General features: G+C 44.2%; 12 protein-coding genes and 1 tRNA gene. 9 read left to right on the plus strand and 4 right to left on the minus strand.

Translation table 11 applies throughout. The features are described from left to right. Positions 1 to 11: 11 nt before the first annotated feature. Both polA and M3P07_RS12340 read right to left on the minus strand, forming a co-directional pair. Entirely contained in the window at positions 12 to 2,852 is a 2,841-nt protein-coding gene (polA, locus tag M3P07_RS12335; RefSeq protein WP_249970217.1) for a DNA polymerase I, read from the minus strand. Between the two features lie 179 nt (positions 2,853 to 3,031). After that, positions 3,032 to 4,024: an isoaspartyl peptidase/L-asparaginase family protein gene (locus tag M3P07_RS12340; RefSeq protein ID WP_249970218.1), complete on the minus strand. Its 993-nt coding sequence runs from the start codon at positions 4,022 to 4,024 to the stop codon at positions 3,032 to 3,034. 67 nt (positions 4,025 to 4,091) lie between these two features. On the opposite strand from M3P07_RS12340, the gene M3P07_RS12345 reads away from it, so the two are divergent. The 3 genes from M3P07_RS12345 (at position 4,092) to M3P07_RS12355 (ending at position 6,491) form a co-directional block, all read left to right on the plus strand. Then, a complete protein-coding gene (locus M3P07_RS12345) occupies positions 4,092 to 4,814 on the plus strand; it encodes a copper homeostasis protein CutC (RefSeq protein ID WP_249970219.1) in 723 nt (240 codons plus the stop codon). 55 nt (positions 4,815 to 4,869) lie between these two features. Next, positions 4,870 to 6,105 (plus strand): metallophosphoesterase, encoded by a 1,236-nt coding sequence (locus tag M3P07_RS12350; protein WP_249970220.1) that lies wholly within the window; start codon positions 4,870 to 4,872, stop codon positions 6,103 to 6,105. Between the two features lie 89 nt (positions 6,106 to 6,194). Further along, positions 6,195 to 6,491: a thioredoxin family protein gene (locus M3P07_RS12355; protein WP_036382448.1), complete on the plus strand. Its 297-nt coding sequence runs from the start codon at positions 6,195 to 6,197 to the stop codon at positions 6,489 to 6,491. A gap of 25 nt (positions 6,492 to 6,516) precedes the next feature. Here M3P07_RS12355 and M3P07_RS12360 read toward each other — a convergent pair whose 3' ends face one another. Beyond that, the gene (locus tag M3P07_RS12360; protein ID WP_249970221.1) at positions 6,517 to 9,834 is read right to left on the minus strand and encodes a glycosyltransferase family 117 protein; all 3,318 of its coding nucleotides are present in this window, start codon (positions 9,832 to 9,834) and stop codon (positions 6,517 to 6,519) included. 209 nt (positions 9,835 to 10,043) lie between these two features. On the opposite strand from M3P07_RS12360, the gene M3P07_RS12365 reads away from it, so the two are divergent. From M3P07_RS12365 to infB, 5 genes are all read left to right on the plus strand, one after another. Further along, positions 10,044 to 10,115, plus strand: a tRNA-Gln gene (locus tag M3P07_RS12365). Positions 10,116 to 10,318: 203 nt separating this feature from the next. Continuing rightward, positions 10,319 to 11,905, plus strand: coding sequence for a sulfatase family protein (locus tag M3P07_RS12370; RefSeq protein WP_249970222.1), 1,587 nt, complete (start codon positions 10,319 to 10,321; stop codon positions 11,903 to 11,905). Positions 11,906 to 12,122: 217 nt separating this feature from the next. After that, complete coding sequence (gene rimP / locus M3P07_RS12375) at positions 12,123 to 12,584, plus strand: ribosome assembly cofactor RimP (protein ID WP_249970223.1); 462 nt, start codon at positions 12,123 to 12,125, stop codon at positions 12,582 to 12,584. 13 nt (positions 12,585 to 12,597) lie between these two features. Beyond that, positions 12,598 to 13,830, plus strand: coding sequence for a transcription termination factor NusA (nusA, locus tag M3P07_RS12380; protein WP_249970224.1), 1,233 nt, complete (start codon positions 12,598 to 12,600; stop codon positions 13,828 to 13,830). A gap of 43 nt (positions 13,831 to 13,873) precedes the next feature. Further along, positions 13,874 to 16,549, plus strand: coding sequence for a translation initiation factor IF-2 (infB, locus tag M3P07_RS12385; protein WP_249970225.1), 2,676 nt, complete (start codon positions 13,874 to 13,876; stop codon positions 16,547 to 16,549). A 513-nt stretch (positions 16,550 to 17,062) separates the two neighbouring features. Here the strand turns inward: infB and M3P07_RS12390 are convergent. Then, complete coding sequence (locus M3P07_RS12390; RefSeq protein WP_249970226.1) at positions 17,063 to 17,434, minus strand: SPOR domain-containing protein; 372 nt, start codon at positions 17,432 to 17,434, stop codon at positions 17,063 to 17,065. A 235-nt stretch (positions 17,435 to 17,669) separates the two neighbouring features. Between M3P07_RS12390 and M3P07_RS12395 the strand changes: the two genes are divergently transcribed. After that, entirely contained in the window at positions 17,670 to 19,010 is a 1,341-nt protein-coding gene (locus M3P07_RS12395; RefSeq protein WP_249970227.1) for a cytochrome c3 family protein, read from the plus strand. The last annotated feature ends 15 nt before the right edge of the window (positions 19,011 to 19,025 follow it).

Genomic DNA, 19,025 nt, shown 5'->3' on the forward strand with positions numbered 1-19,025 from the left:
TGTATAAGAATTTAATGTGCTTCTAACCAATTATTGCCCAGGCCCATTTCCACATCCAAGGGAACTGCAAGTTCATAGGCATTTTCCATTTCGGTCTTGATCAAGGTTTTGACTTCTTCAAGCTCGGGTTTATAGGCATCAAATACCAATTCATCATGAACCTGTAAAAGCATCTTGGTTTTAAAACCGCCTTCTGTTAGCTTTTTATGGATATTGATCATTGCAATCTTAATGATGTCGGCCGCGCTTCCTTGGATAGGGGCATTTACCGCATTTCTTTCAGCGGCGCCGCGCACCACCTGGTTACCTGCATTGATGTCCTTTAAATATCTTCTTCGGCCCAACACGGTTTGCACATAACCATTGTCCCGGGCAAAATCCACTTGATCACCCATATAATTTCGAAGCTTGGGATACGTCTTGTAATAGGTCTCGATAAGTTCCTTGGCCTCGGTTCTACTCAAATCGGTTTGATTGCTTAGCCCAAATGCCGAAACGCCATAAATGATACCAAAGTTGACCGTTTTGGCATTGCCCCGTTGTTCCCGGGTCACTTCTTCAATAGGAACGTTGAAGACCCGCGATGCTGTGGATGAATGAATATCCTCCCCATTTTTAAAAGCTTCGATCATGGTATCCTCCTCGCTTAGTGCGGCAATGATGCGCAGTTCAATTTGGGAGTAATCCGCGGCAAGCAGGGTGTAATTTTCATCTCTTGGGATAAAGGCTTTACGTACTTGTCTCCCCCTTTCGGTACGAATGGGAATGTTCTGCAAGTTCGGATTGTTGCTGCTTAACCTACCCGTTGCGGCAACGGTTTGCATATAATCCGTGTGTACGCGTCCACTGTGCTCCTGCACTTCATTGGGCAGGGCATCCACATAGGTGCTTTTGAGTTTGGTGAGACCCCTAAAATCCAATACGTTCTGAATAATCTCATGATCTTTGGCCAAGTAGGAGAGCACATCTTCCGCTGTGGAATATTGTCCAGTTTTGGTTTTCTTTGGCTTGTCCACCAATTTCATTTTTTCAAAAAGGATTTCGCCCAATTGTTTTGGTGAGGCAATGTTGAATTGTTCCCCAGCAGCCTCATAAATTTTTTGTTCCAATGATTTGATATCGGTATCCAGGTCTGTGGAAAGACCATTTAAAAAATCCTTGTCCAAGTTGATGCCTTCTGTTTCCATATCGGCAAGTACCCTGAGCAACGGAACCTCAATTTTTTCAAAAAGCTCATCCGTTTTTGCCTCGGCCAGTTCCGGTCTAAACTGTTGGGCCAATTGCAGGGTGATATCCGCATCTTCTGCTGCGTATTCCGTTTGTTTGTCCAAAGGAACCTGTCGCATGCTCAACTGGTTTTTTCCTTTTTTTCCGATGAGTTCGGTAATGGAAACCGGGGTGTAGTTCAGGTAAGTCTCGGCCAGTACGTCCATATTGTGGCGCATATCCGGATTGATGAGGTAATGGGCCAGCATGGTATCAAAGAGCTTGCCTTTGACCTCGACCCCATAGTTTTTCATCACCTTGATGTCGTATTTGAGGTTTTGGCCAATTTTTTCGATGGCTTCCGACTCGAAGAAGGGTCGCAAAACTTCCAAGATCTCCATTGCTTCATCCCTAGACTCAGGAATTGGAACGTAAAACCCTTTTTTTGCCTCCCAACTAAAGGCTATTCCAACAAGCTCGGCTTCCAAGGGATTGATGGAGGTGGTTTCGGTATCAAAACAAACCGACGTTTGGTGCATCAGTTTTTCGACAAATAAATTCAAACCAAGTCCAGGCTTAATGCTTTGGTATAAGTGTGCAACATCAGATACAGTTTTTCTACTGTTCTCATCCTTTATGGTAGCGGGCGAACTTGAGGGGTCCGCTCCGAAAAGGCTGAACTGGCCACTTCCCGCCACTTGTGGCTTTTGTGCAACCGGTTTTCCCGTATCCGTGGATGTTGGAGCTGCTGCTTGGGCCTCCCCTGAGAAAATTTTGACGAATTGGTCCTTCAATCTTCGGAATTCAAGCTCGTCAAAAATCTGCTGAACTTGTCCTGCATCCGGCTCGGACATTTCGTAGTCGTCAGCATTAAAACGTACATCGCAATCTATTTTTATTTCGGCCAATTTTCGGGACAGTCTTCCCAAATCTGCATTGGCTTCAACCTTCTCCTTCATCTTGCCCTTTAGCTTGTCCGTGTTGGCCAATAGCTCCTCCAGGGAGCCAAATTCGGCAAGAAACTTTTTTGCGGTTTTATCACCAACCCCTGGGAGTCCCGGAATGTTGTCGCTGGCGTCACCCATCATACCCAGATAATCGATTACCTGCTCTGGGCGCTCCACACCAAACCGGTTTTGCACCTCTGGAATCCCCCAGATTTCAATACCATTACCCATTCTGGCGGGTCGGTACATAAAGATATTTTCCGAGACCAATTGCCCGAAATCCTTATCGGGGGTTACCATAAACACCTTGTAGTTCTCTTTTTCGGCCTGTTTGGCCAAGGTGCCAATGATATCATCCGCCTCATACCCTTCAAGCACCACCACGGGTATGTTCATTGCTTTCAATATGTCCTGGATATAGGGCACAGCAATTCGGATGGCATCGGGGGTTTCGTCCCTGTTGGCCTTGTAATCTTCAAAAAGCTCCGTGCGTTCCACACTTCCCCCTTTATCAAAACACACGGCGAGATGATCCGGTTTTTCACGTTTGATCACGTCAAAAAGAGAATTTACAAAACCCATGATCGCCGAGGTGTCCATGCCCTTGGAATTGATCCTGGGATTTTTGAGCAAAGCGTAATAGCCCCTAAATATCAAAGCGTAGGCATCTAGAAGAAAGAGTCTTTTTTGGTCGGACATATTGTTGGGTTAGATGTATGAAATTAAAAATGCGAAGCTTGTTTTCGCATAGTTATCGCACAGTTTTTAAAGGTAGAAAAAGAAGTTGGAAAAAAGAATAAAGAATCCGGGAGACAAGAGACAAGATTAAAGAAATCTAATGTCTGTTATCTAAAAGCGCAGCGATCCTTTATCTCTTTCTAACTTTGATAAAAGCTTTCCACCGATTTGTTTTCGTGGCCCTTTTCGGAATATTCCCTATACGTGAATCCGGGATGTACGCAGTATCCCCCGGTTTCCCCTTTTTTATTCACGGCGATAAAACCAATCTGAAAATCTTCGCGGCCCTCGTTCTTTTTCATAATGCGCCTAACCCCTTCTTCACAAGCTTCTTGCGGGGATTTTCCTTGTCGCATTAGTTCCACAATCAGAAAACTGCCCACAGTCCTCACCACTTCTTCCCCGACCCCGGTTGCGGTGGCGCCACCTACTTCATTGTCAACAAAGAGTCCTGCACCAATAATGGGGGAGTCGCCAACCCGGCCTGCCATTTTATATCCCATACCACTTGTGGTACAGGCACCTGCAATGTCGCCATTTTCGTCTATGGCCAGCATACCAATGGTGTCGTGATTTTCAATATTGATGATGGTTTCATATTTGGAAGTTTTTTTCCATTCCTCCCATTCTTTTTTGGACTGTTCAGTCAATAGGTTGGTTTTCTCAAATCCTTGCTGGTAGGCAAAGAGTTCGGCTCCCTTTCCGGCCAAGATTACATGGGGTGTTTCCTCCATGACCTTTCTTGCCACGGAAATTGGGTGGGCAATATTCTCCATACATAAAACGGCTCCGCAATTGGCATCCTTGTCCATAATACAGGCATCCAAGGTCACCCTTCCTTCGCGATCAGGTCTACCGCCAACCCCCACGGTTTGGTTGTTTACATCTGCCTCTTCCACCATTACCCCGGCTTCCACGGCATCGAGGGAGCTCCCCGAGTTGCTCAGAACCTCCCAAGCTTTTGCAGATGCATTTAGAAAGTTCCACGTACAAATTACGATGGGTTTGATTGTTTTAGTAGGGGATATTGCGGTCTCAGTCTTGGGCTCGGACTTGCAAGATGCCAAAACAGGAGCGGATAATATTCCGGCGGTGGACAAACTGGATTTTTTGAGGAATTTTCTTCTTTTCATGGGTTGGATTTCACTATTGGGATGGTGAATAATTTTGTTGCTATATTGAATTCCTAAATATAGGAATATGCTTGTAGAAGTTTGTGCCAATTCCTTGGAATCTGCCTTGAATGCCCAACAGGCTGGGGCAGATAGGATTGAGCTTTGCTCTGAACTTGGAGTAGGAGGGGTAACGCCCTCTTTTGGGTTGATAAAATTGGTCAAGGAGCATTTGCACATACCCGTGCACGTACTGATCAGACCTAGAAGCGGACATTTTACATATTCCAAATCGGAGTTCGAAACCATTAAAAAAGACATTGAGGCATGCAAGGAGTTGGGGGTGGAAGGAATTGTCGCCGGGGTGCTGGATAGCAATTGTCAATTGGACAAACACCGAACTAAGGAATTGGTGGAACTATCGGCGCCGCTAAAATTTGTTTTTCACCGAGCCTTTGATTGGGTTCCAAATCCGATGGAAACTTTGGACTTACTTGAAACCCTAGGGGTAGATTGTGTGCTGACCTCTGGGCAGCAAACCTCGGCCGAAGCTGGATTGGGGCTATTGAATGAACTAAATGGCAGCTCAAAAAAAATAGCGATCATGGCAGGAGGAGGGGTGAATCCGGACAATGCCCTAAAATTTCGGAAAGCTGGGTTAACAGCCATTCATTTATCCGGAACTTCGTTTGGAAACGCTGTGTCGATTGATGGCAAACTAAGCATGAATTCGAGCGTCCATGTAGCGGAAAATGAGGTCGCTGTAACAAATATGGACAAGGTTCGTCAAATTGTTCGGAGCGTTAAATAAACGCAAAAACCTAATGTTCCACGCCTAAGAGAAATATCTTTACAAAAAATTTTACATGCCTAGATTCCTGATAATTATATCCATTATCTACATTGTTTTGGCCATTTATGGATTTCAAGGCTTTAAAACCATATTTAAGAACATCTGGCTCCAGTGGGGTTATGCATTGTTGTTTTTAGCAGCATTGGCCAATTTAATTATTCGGGTCCTTGCCTACACGCCAGGTGATGGTGTTCGGGGACAAATAGCCAATGCAGCAGGTATTTTCATGGCGTTTATTTTTCTGGCTTTAGTGTTCACGGTGCTTTTGCTACTTGAGGATATTGTGCGCTTGTTCGTATTCGCATATAATAAAATGTCAAATCCCTCCGGATCAATGACCCAATTTTTTCCATCACGAAGGGAATTTATTAGCAAGATTGCCCTTGGCGTAGCGGCATTGCCATTTGGAGCTGTGCTCTATGGCATGTTCAAAGGCAAATACAACTATAAAGTTCTTAAGTATGAGCTGGAGTTTGCCGATTTGCCAGAGGCGTTTGATGGGTATCAAATAACACAAATCTCGGATGTGCACAGTGGAAGTTTTGACAATCGAGATAAGGTTGCCTATGGGATTGACTTGATCAACAAACAGCAGAGTGATGTGATTCTTTTTACGGGGGATATGGTCAACGATAAAGCTGTAGAAATGGAGCCTTGGGCCGATCTTTTCTCCACTTTGGATGCCAAGGACGGCAAGTTTTCGGTGTTGGGCAATCACGATTATGGGGACTATACTTCCTGGCCCTCGGACGATGATAAGAAGAAAAATCTTCAAGACTTGAAAGATCTTCAAAAGGATATGGGCTTCGACCTCTTATTGGATACCCATCACTATTTGGAAAAAGATGGACAGCGCATTGCATTGTTGGGTGTTGAAAACTGGGGCAGGGGCGGTTTTAAAAAAGCCGGTGATTTGGAAAAGGCCAAGGCAGGTATATCCAAAGACGACTTTAAGATTTTAATGAGCCACGATCCCTCCCATTGGGAAGATGTGGTGATCCATGATGATTATCATTTTCACCTTACTTTAAGCGGACATACCCATGGGATGCAATTTGGTGTCGAAATTCCAGGTTGGATAAAATGGAGTCCTGTCAAGTGGAGATACAAATACTGGGCAGGCGTTTATGAAGAACTCAATCAGTTTATAAACGTAAATCGTGGGTTCGGGTTTATTGGATATCCTGGACGTGTTGGAATCTGGCCTGAAATCACAGTAATAACCTTAAAAAAGAAAGGTTTAACGTGAAATTAACGTTGTCTTTTCCGAGTTGTATAAGGGCCTCATCAAAATTTTAACAAATTTTCTTACATTTGGTTGGTAAACCTTGATAACACATGTCTAAATTCGGTGAACTTATCGATTTAAAAGTGCCAGTGCTGTTGGACTTTTATGCGGAATGGAATGAACAATCCACTTCTATGCACCCTGTGTTGCGCGATGTAGCTGCAGCCTTGGGCGATAAAGGAAAAGTAATCAAGATAGATGTTGATAAAAACAAGGAGCTTTCACAGGCGCTCCGAATTAAGGGGTTGCCCACCCTGATGATCTATAAAAAGGGTGAAATGGTCTGGCGACAAAGTGGGGAGCAAGATGCCAATACCCTCATTGGAATTCTCAACGAGTATATTTAAATTCTTTTACCAGATTTTTAGAGATTTAAAGGGAATCCGTTAACTCACCTATGGTATCCAACGGAATAGAATCTCCCATATCTGGATCTGGAATGGGGTCTTCGAACATTTCCTCATCACTGCCCACAAATTGGGAGAACTTGTCGATGTACTCGTTAAAAATCACGGTTTCTGACTCTGCCTTGTCCAAGTCCCGATTTTCAATAAGGATATCAATGTTTCGGCGGTACGCCTGCATGTCCGCAAGGATGTCGTCAATTTTTTCATACTGCTCATCCAAAGGAATTCCAGCGTAGTACTCCAATCGCTCTTGGTACACCTTTTTCAATTTTTCAAACAGTGCATGGGCTTTTTCGGTTTCCCCAACTTTAAAATACCCATCCATAAAAGGCTCCACAAAGGCGTAAAATCCGAATTGCTCTACGGGCATGTTGGTTATGGCTATGTCAATAACATCCTTGGCCTTGTCTATTTTGTCTTCTTCCAGCAGTTTCTCCATAAGCCGCGCTAGGTTGCTTCTAAACGATAACCCTTGGGAACGTGTTTGTGGATCATGGTAAATTCCGGTGTCCCCGGCATTTCCCCAATCCCATTTTTTAACGATACCGTACATAATGTCGGTGTCAATTCGCCCCATTTCAAACGAACTTTCGTTTTTGGTCTTTATAGGAACCAATTTATAAACCAGCCCATCCAATTGAAGATAGTCCTTCATCCAGAGATACTCGGCACGGTCAAAACTCCCTCCTGAGAAATAAATGGGCCTTTTCCAATCGTTGTTGGCCAAAAGATCTAACATTAGAATACGGTTTTTGGGCAGGGCGCCTTGGGGTAGGTCAATATCGATGTAATCCAAAATCAAATCTGCATCTTCTGGTTTTACCAGACCACTGTCCAAGACATTTTGTTTGTTGACCGGAATCCTAATTTTATTGGTGGGATAATAGATTATGTTCAAAGTGCCCTCGGGTACCTCACTAATATCTGCTCCTTGCTTTTCCAATAGATATCGGTACTTGGTCTGGGGTTTGTCACTTCCAATCCAATTCATGAAATCTTTGATGTCCCATCTGCTGTCTGTAATTCCTTGGAAGTAGACTGCATCCCTGGAACCATATCGATATTTGTCATGTGTCAATTGTGAGGGAATGGGCTCACTTTCATAAGCTTTTCTTTTCATTTGGTCTATGTACCAATCCGTAGCGAAGAGGCTGGTGTTCACTATCCGAACATCGGTCCTGTGTCCCTCTATTTCCTGGGCGTACCATAACGGGAAGGTGTCGTTGTCCCCAATGGTGAACAAGATGGCCCCTGCATCCTCTTGGCAGGAGTCCAAATAAGCCTTAGCGGTGGAATTGGCGGTATACCGATTGGATCGGTCGTGATCGTCCCAGTTCTGGAAGGCCATGAGCAAGGGAACCGCCAGTAGACATAGGGTTGTTATTGCCGGGGCCGCAATTTTAGCGGACAAAAACTTTCTGAATTCATCGAAAAGCCCATAAACCCCCAATCCTATCCACATGCAGAAAACGTAGAAAGAGCCGACTAGGGAATAATCCCTTTCCCTTGGTTGAAAAATATAGGGATTGGTGTAGAACTGAATGGCTAATCCTGTGAACATGAAAAACACAAACAGCACCCAGAACTGCTTGGGATCCTTGGAAATCTGGAATACGATACCGATAATGCCCAAAAGCAAGGGCAAGAAGAAGTAGGTGTTTCGGCCTTTGTTGTTTTCCCAGTCACTCGGCAGATTATCCTGACTCCCAAGTCGCAGACTGTCCATAAAGCCAATACCACTTAACCAGTTGCCATTTTCATCATACCTGCCTTGAATGTCATTTTGCCGGCCGACAAAATTCCACATAAAGTACCTCATGTACATATATCCAAATTGGAATTCTACCATATATTGGATGTTCTGTCCCAATGTTGGCGGTTCCACTTCGATGTATTCGCCAAACTCCCGAAGGAACCTAACGTATTGTTCGGCATCGAGTTCCCCTTGGGCGTAAGCGGTCTTGAATTGGGCAACGGCTTCTCGTAAATCGTTTTGGGAAATGTATTCGGATTTTATTCGGAAATCAAGTGCTCCAAAATACCGCATATAATTCTCGGCATGCTGATCGCTCCATAGTCTGGGTAAAAGGCCCACATGTTTTTTGTTGGGACCTTGCATGGCATTTTTGTAATTGTTTACTATGATGTATTTCCCCAGCTTTTCATCTTTTTCGTACTTGGGACGATCATCTTTGTCTTCCCCAGCGGGAGCAAACGTATCTGAATAATAAGCGCCATAAAATGGACTTTCCACTCCAGGATATTGTTCCCTGTTGTAATAGGCCAGAAGGGAACGTGCATCCGAAGGATCATTTTCGTTGACCACCGTTTTTGCATTGGCCCTAATCGGCAACATCAGCCAAGAGGAAAAACCAAGAATCAGGAACATCAGGCAGAGTACTACCAAGTTACCTGTTCTAAAATCGTTTTTACGGGTATAGCGAAGCGCAAAATAAAATCCGGCCACAAAAAGCAATCCCATAATTATGGTTCCGGAATTGAATGGCAACCCTATACTGTTGATGAAAAACACTTCGCTCCAACCAAACAGTTTTAGCACGTAGGTCAGGGAAAATTTGTAGACCAACATCAACAAGGCTATCACTGCAATGTTGGCAAGCAAAAAGTTCTTGATATTGGTTTCCTTGTATTTTTTGAAGTAGAATAGCAATCCGATAGAGGGGATGGCCAAAAAGCCCATGAACTGAATTCCGAAAGTAAGACCGATCACAAAGCATATCAGCAGCAGCCATCGATGTCCTCGGGGTTCGTCCAAACTGTCCACCCACTTAAGGCCCAACCAAATCAATAGCGCCATGATCAAGCTCGCCATCGCATAAACTTCTGTTTCCACGGCATTGAACCAAAAACTATCTGAAAAAGTAAAGGCAAGTGCCCCAACAAGCCCGCTACCAAAAATTGCAATGGCCTTACTATTGGAGAGCGGCTTCTTTTTTATGACCAGTTTACGGGTGAGGTTGGTTATGGTCCAAAAGGTGAACAATACAGCAAAGGCGCTGGATACAATGGAGACCGCATTGACCATAAGTGCGATTTTGGAGGTGTCGCCAAAGGCGAACATGGCAAAAAAGGCCCCGATCATTTGCAGCAGAGGGGCACCCGGAGGGTGACCTACCTGCAGTTTGGCCGAAGTGGTAATGTACTCCCCGGCATCCCAAAAACTTCCTGTGGGTTCTACGGTAATGGCATATACGATAAATGCTATGGTAAAGGAGACCCACCCAAGAATGGTGTCCCATTTTCTGAAGTTTTCTGCAAACATAAAAGATGGTCTTAACCAGTTGGGGCGAATTTAGTAAATATCGCAGAGACGGTCGGCGAATTTTGGAAAAGCTTTAACATGGACTGCTCTGGAAAAATCGTTGGGATTCTTGTGAAATTATTTGTGCAAACAAAAGTTTGTTATAAATTTGCACGCTCAAATGCTGGAACATGTATTTGAAAATTTGCATTTCAATGCAAGTTTGGTAGTGGCCCATGGTGTAATTGGCAACACAGCTGGTTTTGGTCCAGTCGTTCTAGGTTCGAGTCCTAGTGGGCCAACAGAATGCAAAAAGAACCCGATATCTTCGTGATGTTGGGTTTTTTATTTTAATCCGGGGAGACGAGAGGTTTATCCTGAGCGCAGATGAAGGAAGTTCTAGTGGGCCAACAGAAAACTAAGGAAGATTCCGATTTCTAAGGAAATTGGGATTTTTTGTTTGCAGTAATTTGGGTACTTTCAAGTCCTAATCAAACCAAGGGTAATGAAAAAACTACCAAACCTATTTTTATATGTTGGACTACTATGTATCACCTTCAGTTGTTCCGATAAAAAATCCGAGAATGAAAAAACGGATGAAAGACCCAACATCATTTTTGTGCTTGCAGATGATCTGGGCTATGGAGACATCGCCGCTTTTAATCCAAATAGTAAAATAAAAACACCGCATTTGGACCAACTTGCCCTAGAGGGGATGAGATTTACCGATGCCCATACCTCTTCGGCCGTGTGCACCCCCACGCGTTATGGTATTCTTACGGGGAGATACAATTGGAGAAGCGAACTTAAGCAAGGAGTACTGATCGGTGCATCCGAAGCCTTGATTCCAAATTCAAGGACTACGGTAGCCTCAATCCTAAATAAAAGTGGCTATAATACCGGATTTATTGGGAAATGGCATTTGGGCTGGGATTGGGCGCTAAAAGATTCTACCCAACCGCCAACAACCGGATGGCAGGATACCACCTTTATAAATATCGACTATACCAAGCCCGTAAAAAACACGCCCAATGATCTTGGGTTTGATTATGCCTATGGGCACAGTGGCTCTTTGGATATGGCACCCTACGTGTATGTGGAAAATGGGATGGCAACACAAATTCCAGACTCTGTAACCGTGAATACGGGAAAATATTCTTGGTGGAGAAAAGGCCCCACATCCAAGGATTTTATCCATGAAGATGTGACTCCTAATTTTTTCCGTAGGGGTATCCAATATGTGAAAGAGCAGGCCAAAAAGGAGGATCCCTTTTTTCTGTACCTGGCACTACCTTCACCACATACACCCATTCTACCCACTGAAGAATGGCAAGGGAAGAGCGGTCTTAACCCTTATGGTGATTTTATGATGATGATCGATGACTATATGGGTCAATTGAATGCCGCTATCAAGGAAGCTGGGATAGAGGAAAACACCATGATAGTGTTTACAAGTGATAATGGCTGTTCCCCAGCTGCCAAAATTGAGGAAATGACCGCCAAAGGGCATTATCCAAGTCATGTGTTCCGAGGTCACAAGGCCGATATTTTTGAAGGAGGGCATCGGGTACCTTATATAGTCAAGTGGCCGAAGCAGGTAGAAAAGGGCTCGGTAATGGACCAAACCATTTGTACAACCGACTTTACGGCAACTTGTGCCGCGATCGTGGGGTATGAATTAAAGGACAATGAAGCCGAAGACAGTTACAACATATTACCATTGTTGAACCAAGAGACCATTGAGGGAAATTTCAGGGAAGCTACGGTACATCACTCGATCAATGGCAGTTTTGCCATTCGAAAAGGGGAATGGAAACTAATTATGTGTCCAGGTTCTGGAGGTTGGAGCTTTCCGACCCCAAACGACAAGGAGGCACAGGAGAACTTGCCAGAAATCCAGCTGTATGATTTAAAGAACGATCCAGGGGAGCAGAACAACCAACAGGCATCAAACCCTGAGAAAGTGGAAGAACTTAAGAGTTTGCTCACTAAATATATTGAAGAGGGTAGAAGCACTCCAGGCCTCGCGCAAATGAATGATGGTGACGAAGCTGTGTGGAAACAACTTTGGTGGATGGGGCATGCGGAATAAGGGAATTGCCCACAACCCTTTGGCATTCAATTTTGCAGACTCTATAATTATTGTATCTTTGCACCACTGAACGGATATAATTGTATTCATGAGGGGACTTCTAGTCCCCTCTTTTATTAGCGATACTTTAATTTTTTGGAACCTTTTGGATGATAAAAATCAACAAGTGGAACCAATGCCGTTGAAGGGAAGAATCTGTTAAGAGGAAAGTTGTTTTATGCTTAAGGAGAAAGTGGAATCGTTGTTGGGCGAGGCTTTGGAGGAGCGTCCTTCCTTGTTCTTGATAGATTTTACGATGGGAAGCGATAACACCATCCGGGTAGTGCTGGATGGGGATGAGGGGGTAAACCTTCAAGATTGCATGGATGTGAGCAGGGCCATAGAGCACAATCTGGATCGGGAAGAAGAGGATTTTTCCTTGGAGGTGACTTCGGCTGGGGCCACTTCCCCGCTTCAATTGCCACGGCAGTTCAGAAAAAATATTGGAAGAAAATTAATGGTCCGGACCAGCGACAATGAATGGGAAGGAACGCTGACCCAGGCCAACGACGATTATATTACCTTGGAGTGGAAGGCTCGAGAGCCAAAGCCGGTAGGTAAGGGAAAAGTTACGGTTCAGAAGAAGGAAGTGGTTCCCTTTTCTGAAATCCAACAAGCAAAAGTTATTTTAAAATTTTAATTGTAGTTCAAAAATGGAAAACCTAGCGCTCATCGAATCCTTTTCGGAGTTTAAGGACGATAAGTTTATAGATAGGGTAACCTTGATGGCCATTTTGGAAGATGTGTTCCGAAATGCCCTGAAGAAGAAATTTGGTTCTGACGAGAACTTTGATATTATCATCAACCCCGATAAAGGGGATTTGGAGATTTGGAGAAACCGAATTGTGGTCGAAGACGGAGAGGTTGAAGAGCCCAACGAGGAAATATCGCTGTCAGAGGCTAGAAAAATCGAACCAGATTTTGAAGTAGGTGAGGATGTGTCCGAAGAAGTAAAGCTAATGGATTTGGGAAGAAGGGCGATTTTGGCCTTGCGCCAAAACTTGATTTCCAAGATCCATGAACACGACAATACCACTATTTACAAACAGTTTAAGGATTTGGAGGGTGAGATTTATACCGCAGAGGTACATCACATTCGTCATAAGGCCATCATTTTGTTGGATGACGAAGGAAATGAGATTATCCTGCCAAAGGAAAAACAGATTCCGTCCGATTTCTTCCGCAAGGGAGACAATGTTAGAGGGGTGATCGAGAGTGTGGAACTTAAGGGTAACAAACCAGCGATCATCATGTCCAGGACATCGCCAGTTTTCTTGGAGCAATTGTTCTTCCAAGAAATTCCTGAGGTATTCGATGGATTGATTACCATAAAAAAGGCAGTTAGGATTCCAGGAGAAAAGGCAAAGGTTGCTGTGGATTCTTATGATGACAGAATTGACCCGGTTGGGGCCTGTGTTGGAATGAAAGGATCAAGAATTCATGGAATTGTCCGCGAATTGGGCAATGAAAATATAGATGTGATCAACTGGACCAACAATTCCCAATTGATGGTGACCCGGGCCTTGAGTCCTGCAAGGGTTTCCTCGGTTAAATTGAACGATGAAAAGAAAACCGCCCAAGTATACCTTAAGCCGGAGGAGGTTTCCAAGGCTATTGGTAGAGGGGGTCATAACATTCGTCTGGCAGGTCAATTAACTGGTTATGAGATTGATGTGTTCAGAGAAGGTGTGGAAGAAGATGTGGAATTGACTGAATTCTCAGATGAAATAGAAGCTTGGGTCATCGAGGAGTTCAAAAAGATTGGACTGGACACGGCACGAAGCGTTTTGGAGCAAGATGTGGCCGATTTGGTCAAACGTACCGATTTAGAAGAAGAAACAGTTGCTGATGTGGTACGAATCCTTAAGGAGGAATTTGAAGATTAAACTATATATTAGCAGCAAATTTAAGGGCTAGGAAAAATAATTTATGGCAGGAAACCCAACAATAAGGCTTAACAAAGTTCTCAGGGAATTGAACATTTCACTGGATAGAGCGGTGGACTATCTTGCGTCCGAAGGGCACGATATAGAGGCGCGTCCTACCACCAAAATTACAGATGAGGTGTATCAGGTCCTGTTGGATGAATTCCAAACGGATAAGAGCAAAAAGGTTGCTTCCAAGGAAGTAGGAGAGGAGAAAAGGAAGGAGAAGGAAGCGCTCAGGATCCAAATGGAACAGGAGCAGGAAGAGCGCAGGTTGGCCAGGGAAAAGAGAAATTCCGATCAGGTGATTAAGGCCAAGGCGGAACTTTCCGGACCCAAGACAGTGGGGAAGATAGACCTGGATAAAAAGCCCGAAGCTCCCAAAGAGGAAGAGAAAGCAGCTCCGGTTGAAGCGCCAAAAGTCGCCGAAAAACCAGCTGAGCCAAAAGTTGAGGAGCCGGCCAAAACGGTGGAGGCCAAGAAGCCCGAGGAGGAACAACCCAAGGAGCCAGAGGCCATCCAAACCCAGTATAAGAAACTTTCAGGGCCTAAAATTACAGGGGATAAAATAGATCTTTCGCAATTCAACAAGCCCAAGAAAAAGAAAGAGGAGGCAAAAACAGGTGATGCTGCGGATGCTAGTTCAGATAGAAAGAAAAGACGTAAGCGTATTGTAAGCAAAAACAGTGCGCAATCCGGTAATGGACGTCCAAACCAACGTGGGAACAATGCTCAGGGGAGAAGAGGACAACGTTCTTCTGTGCCCAAGGTTGAGCCTACGGAGGAAGAAGTACAAAAACAGGTAAGGGAAACCCTTGAAAAACTTCAAGGGAAATCCAGTAAGGGCAAAGGAGCCAAATATAGAAGGGAGAAAAGGGACCAACACCGTCAACAAACCGAGAAGGATCTTGAGCTTCAGGAATTGGAAAGCAAGATTCTAAAGGTAACGGAGTTTGTGACCGTAAACGAGGTGGCGACCATGATGAACGTTTCCACCACCCAGATCATCTCTGCATGTATGTCCTTGGGAATCATGGTGACCATGAATCAACGTTTGGATGCAGAAACCCTTTCCATTGTAGCAGAAGAATTTGGTTTCGAGGTGGAATTTGTAACTGCCGAAATCGAAGAATCCATAGAAGAGGAAGTTGATGCTCCGGAAGATTTGCAGCCCCGCGCACCAATCGTAACGGTAATGGGTCACGTAGATCATGGTAAAACCTCTTTGCTAGACTACATCCGCCAAGAAAACGTAATTGCCGGCGAAAGCGGTGGAATTACACAGCATATTGGTGCATATGGGGTAACCCTCGAGGATGGTCAAAAAATCACCTTCTTGGATACTCCGGGTCACGAAGCGTTTACCGCGATGCGTGCCCGTGGTGCCCAGGTAACCGATATAGCCATTATCGTGGTTGCTGCGGATGATGATATTATGCCCCAGACCAAGGAGGCCATTAGCCATGCCCAAGCGGCCAATGTACCTATCGTATTTGCCATAAACAAGATAGATAGACCAACGGCCAACCCGGACAAGATCAAGGAAGGTCTTGCGGGGATGAACCTTTTGGTGGAAGATTGGGGTGGAAAGATTCAATCCCACGATATTTCTGCAAAGACTGGCCAAGGTATAAAAGAGCTTTTGGAGAAGGTGTTGTTGGAAGCTGAGTTACTGGAGCTTAAGTCAAATCCAGATAAATTGGCTACTGGAACCGTTGTGGAGGCTTTCTTGGATAAAGGTAGAGGATATGTATCCACCATTTTGGTACAGGCCGGAACCTTGGAAATAGGAGATTATGTGTTGGCGGGAACCTGCAGTGGTAAAGTAAAGGCCATGCAGGATGAACGTGGAAAAAATATCGAAAAAGCCGGTCCGGCAACCCCAATTTCCATACTTGGATTGGATGGTGCGCCACAGGCTGGGGATAAGTTCAACGTGCTTCAGGATGAAAGGGAGGCTAAGCAGATTGCGGCCAAGCGTTCCCAGTTGCAACGTGAGCAATCAGTTCGAACACAGCGTCATATTACCTTGGATGAAATAGGAAGACGTATTGCATTGGGTGATTTCCAGGAATTGAACATTATCCTTAAAGGTGATGTGGATGGTTCTGTAGAAGCGTTGACCGATTCGTTCCAAAAATTGTCGACCGATGAAATCCAGGTGAACATCATTCACAAGGGAGTTGGTGCCATCACCGAATCTGATGTATTGTTGGCCAGTGCCTCCGATGCGATTATTATTGGATTTAATGTAAGGCCGATGGGCAATGCCCGTGCCGTTGCCGATAAGGAAGAAATCGATATCAGGATGTACTCCATCATCTACGATGCTATCAACGACCTGAAGGATGCCATGGAAGGTATGCTTTCTCCAGAAATGAAGGAGGAAATCACCGGAAATGCGGAAATCCGTGAAACCTTTAAGATTTCCAAGATTGGAACCATTGCAGGTTGTATGGTAACCAGCGGGAAAGTATTTAGAAACTCCCAGATTCGTTTGATTAGGGACGGAGTGGTTATCTTCACTGGAGAATTGGCGTCCTTAAAGCGATTTAAAGATGATGTCAAGGAAGTTTCCAAAGGTTACGATTGCGGTCTCCAGATCAAAAACTACAACGACATTAAAGAAGGTGATATCGTAGAAGCCTTCCAGGAAGTTGCTGTAAAGAAGAAACTCTAATATCAATTAAGAATATCCCCTCCCGCTTCGGCGGGATTTTTTTTTGCTAGATGCTAGATGCTAGATGCTAGATGCTAGATGCTGGATGCTGGATGCTGGATGCTGGATGCTGGATGCTGGATGCTCGGCACTTGGTTTTTGGAATTTGGGATTTGGGATTTGGGATTTGGAGCTTGGCAAGTAATGGAAAGTTGAAAATGAAAAATTGTAAGTTATTAACTATCCATACGAATTTGGTGCTCGCACTTGGAATTTGGAGCTTGGAATTTAACCAAGGTTAGATACGGGATGCTGGATGCGGGATGTTTGGAGCTAAAGATTTTAGTCTCATGCCAATAGTCTCAAGTCTTGATTCTTTTGTCTTGATTCTTGGCTCTTATATACTGAAATTTACTCGATGCAGGCAGGTGTTTGGATTTTGGATTTTGGAATTTGGCATTTGGTATTTGGAATTTTGAACTTGGGGCTTATAATTTGGAATTTTAAACTCAAGTTGAGTCTTGAGTCTTGAGCTTATCTAGAACTACTCTCCGGTTTCAGCAACATGGCTTCGGGATATTTTCTGCGTACCTCCAAATATTTTCGCTCAGCTTCCAATTTGGTTTTAAAGCGGCCTAAACGAACGCGATACGTAGGGGATTCAAACTCGATTTTGGAATACCAACCCGGGAAATCAATATCGATTTTGGACTTGAGGTTTTGGGCTTTTTGATAACTGCCAAAACCTACCTGGATTTGGTAATAATCCGCTTTTGAATTGACCTGGGTATAGAGTTTCATGAGTTCGTCGATTCGGGAATCCTGATCAATGGTGACCTGGCCCTCTTGGGCAGAAAGTGAAAAAGTTAAACCAAACAATATCAGTGCTAAAGCGTACGTTTTCATGTTATTTTTGAGCTTATCAAATTTGTCCTTGTACAAATGTAAATTTTTAGGGGTTATCACATCTGCTTTTACCTTATTTAGAATCCTTATAAATTAGATATTATAGATCCCTTAACATTTTGAAAAATGACCTTATTCCGTACTTTTGTCTGCGATTTTAGGCCACCCAAATGCTATTGTTCTCAGTATCAATAGGAATAATCGTGCCAAAGATTTCGATAGAAATTCTGTTAGTATGAAAAAGGTTTTATACCGCCATCTATTTTCAAAAGTTTTAGGTTTTTCTCTCCTACTTTTTTCCGTTTCATTTTATGCACAAGAAGAGGCTGCGGCCGAAGCTGCCACAGGTGGAGATCCTGTGAAAGGAAAGCAGTTGTTCAACCAGAACTGTGCTGCATGTCACGCCCTTGATCGTAAAATGACTGGTCCTGCTTTGGCCAATGTGGAAAGTAGGTTGTCGGAGGACGAAGGTTTGGATAAGGAGTGGCTTTACACGTGGATCAAGAACAGCCCTGGGATGATCAAAGCTGGAGATGCGTATGCCATCAAGATCTATGCGGAGTACAACCAGGCGGCCATGACCGCTTTCCCAACCTTATCCAATCAGGATATTGATGATATTTTGGCCTATACGGCCGCATCACCTCCCGCGCCTGTTACGGCTACTGCAGCCGGCACACCTGATGGGAGCCAACCAACTGAAGGTGGAATATCCAATGAAATGATTTTGGGTGCGCTTGCCCTTGTTTTTGGTTTGTTGGTCATCATGCTCATTTTGGTGAACAATACCCTGCGCAGAATTGCAGAGGCCAATGGGGTGGATATTGAAAAGGATAAGGGAAAAAAAGGACTTCCTATCTGGAAAGCTTTTGCTAAAAACCAGTTTTTGGTTTTGGTCACAGCAATTTTCCTTTTGTTGGCTAGTGGTTATTTCGCCTATGGCTGGATGATGCAACTTGGTGTTGATCAAGGATACGCTCCTGTTCAGCCCATTCACTATTCGCACAAGATTCATGCTGGGGATAATAAAATCGAATGTAAGTATTGTCACTCTTCGGCCAGGGTTTCCAAAACTTCAGGGATTCCTTCGTTGAACGTTTGTATGAACTGCCACAAATCCATTTACGAATACAAAGGGAATCCAGAGGGGCCAAGTGCTGAAGATTTGGCCAATGGGTATACCAACGAATTCTATACAGCTGAAATCAAGAAATTGTACAAAGCTGTTGGATGGGATGAGGAAGAGCAAAGGTATACTGGTGAAACCCAGCCTGTGGAATGGGTAAGGGTTCACAATTTGCCTGATTTTGCATATTTCAATCACTCGCAGCACGTTTCCGTTGCTGGAATCGAGTGTCAAACTTGTCACGGTCCCGTGGAAGAAATGGAAATCATGGAGCAATATGCGCCATTGACCATGGGATGGTGTGTCAACTGTCATAGGGAAACCAATGTAAAAATGGAGGGTAACGAATACTACGAAGCCATCCATGCCGAACTTTCCAAGAAATATGGGGTGGAAGAATTGACCGCTGCCATGATGGGTGGTTTGGAGTGTGGTAAGTGCCACTATTAAAAAATAAAGAAGATA

The organism is Flagellimonas myxillae, from assembly GCF_023502235.1.
GTDB classification, from domain to species: Bacteria; Bacteroidota; Bacteroidia; order Flavobacteriales; family Flavobacteriaceae; genus Flagellimonas; species Flagellimonas myxillae.

What these genes read in the sequence shown, in the direction of transcription:
- polA (WP_249970217.1), bottom strand. Translation starts at nt 2,852, where the DNA reads ATGTCCGACCAAAAAAGACTCTTTCTTCTAGATGCCTACGCTTTGATA.
- M3P07_RS12340 (WP_249970218.1), bottom strand. Translation starts at nt 4,024, where the DNA reads ATGAAAAGAAGAAAATTCCTCAAAAAATCCAGTTTGTCCACCGCCGGA.
- M3P07_RS12345 (WP_249970219.1), top strand. Translation starts at nt 4,092, where the DNA reads ATGCTTGTAGAAGTTTGTGCCAATTCCTTGGAATCTGCCTTGAATGCC.
- M3P07_RS12350 (WP_249970220.1), top strand. Translation starts at nt 4,870, where the DNA reads ATGCCTAGATTCCTGATAATTATATCCATTATCTACATTGTTTTGGCC.
- M3P07_RS12355 (WP_036382448.1), top strand. Translation starts at nt 6,195, where the DNA reads ATGTCTAAATTCGGTGAACTTATCGATTTAAAAGTGCCAGTGCTGTTG.
- M3P07_RS12360 (WP_249970221.1), bottom strand. Translation starts at nt 9,834, where the DNA reads ATGTTTGCAGAAAACTTCAGAAAATGGGACACCATTCTTGGGTGGGTC.
- M3P07_RS12370 (WP_249970222.1), top strand. Translation starts at nt 10,319, where the DNA reads ATGAAAAAACTACCAAACCTATTTTTATATGTTGGACTACTATGTATC.
- rimP (WP_249970223.1), top strand. Translation starts at nt 12,123, where the DNA reads ATGCTTAAGGAGAAAGTGGAATCGTTGTTGGGCGAGGCTTTGGAGGAG.
- nusA (WP_249970224.1), top strand. Translation starts at nt 12,598, where the DNA reads ATGGAAAACCTAGCGCTCATCGAATCCTTTTCGGAGTTTAAGGACGAT.
- infB (WP_249970225.1), top strand. Translation starts at nt 13,874, where the DNA reads ATGGCAGGAAACCCAACAATAAGGCTTAACAAAGTTCTCAGGGAATTG.
- M3P07_RS12390 (WP_249970226.1), bottom strand. Translation starts at nt 17,434, where the DNA reads ATGAAAACGTACGCTTTAGCACTGATATTGTTTGGTTTAACTTTTTCA.
- M3P07_RS12395 (WP_249970227.1), top strand. Translation starts at nt 17,670, where the DNA reads ATGAAAAAGGTTTTATACCGCCATCTATTTTCAAAAGTTTTAGGTTTT.